The sequence below is a fragment of the Mesorhizobium sp. M1E.F.Ca.ET.063.01.1.1 genome (genome assembly GCF_003998155.1).
GTDB lineage: Bacteria > Pseudomonadota > Alphaproteobacteria > Rhizobiales > Rhizobiaceae > Mesorhizobium.
In genome coordinates this window covers 1-891 of record NZ_RZSC01001314.1, presented here as the reverse complement: position 1 = coordinate 891, position 891 = coordinate 1, and the positions used below count along the sequence as shown (strand labels likewise).

Genomic DNA, 891 nt, shown 5'->3' with positions numbered 1-891 from the left:
CCACGACGCGCCGCGAGAATTCTTCCACGACCGACAATTGGGTGGCCGTGGTCAAATTCCGTTACACGACGACGCCGATCAAGAACGAATGGCGCTTCGACAATCCGCTTGGCTTTCAGGTGACGGAATACCGTCGCGATCAGGAGTCCACGCCGACGGCAGGGAGCGCGCAATGAAGACCCACATTGGCGCCGCCCTGTCGCTGCTGATTTTGCTTGACTCGGCCAGCTCCGCTGCCGCGCGGGACTATCGCATCCGCTACGTGCCTTTCGACAATGACAATGTGACCACGGTCAACGCCGCGCTCGGCGTCTCGACGATGATTGAGCTCAGCGCGTCCGAGGTGATCGAGACCGTTTCGGCTGGCGACACGAAAGGCTGGTCGATCGTGCCGAAACGCGGCTCGCGCTTTCTCTTCATCAAGCCGCTCGAACGGGACGCCTGGACGAACGTTAACGTCGTCACCGACCGGCGCGTCTATTCGCTATTGCTCAAAGCCACCGACAGCGATCGCGACCGCGCGTCCTTCCAGGTCCGGTTCAAATATCCGGACGAGGACCAAGACGCGCGCCTGCTTTCTGAGGCCCAGAAAAGTGCAGCCGATCCCGATCTCAAGAACCTCAACTATGCCGATCTCAACTACAATTACGTCTATGTCGGCGATGATGGCCTGAAGCCGCGCGTCGCTTTCGACGACGGCACCAAGATGTTCCTGGAGTTCAGCGGCGACATCCCGGCCATCTTCGTCGTCGACCAAAAAGGTCAGGAATCGCTGGTCAATCAGCGGACCCAGGGAAAATACACGATCGTTGACAAGATCGGCCGGCAATTCACGCTGAGGGCCGACGGCAAAACGCTCTGCCTCTACAATCGAGCCCGGCCGTCGAAGAC

Annotated in this window: 2 protein-coding genes; both read left to right on the top strand. The window is 59.7% G+C overall.

Annotated features, from left to right (window positions below; all coding sequences use genetic code 11):
• Window positions 1–176: type IV secretion system protein (locus EOA29_RS38210; protein ID WP_145970112.1), on the top strand; the 176-nt coding region annotated here is incomplete at its 5' end.
• A partial coding sequence (locus EOA29_RS38205) for a TrbG/VirB9 family P-type conjugative transfer protein (RefSeq protein ID WP_189479152.1) occupies window positions 173–891 on the top strand: 719 nt, incomplete at its 3' end. The genes EOA29_RS38210 and EOA29_RS38205, both read left to right, overlap by 4 nt.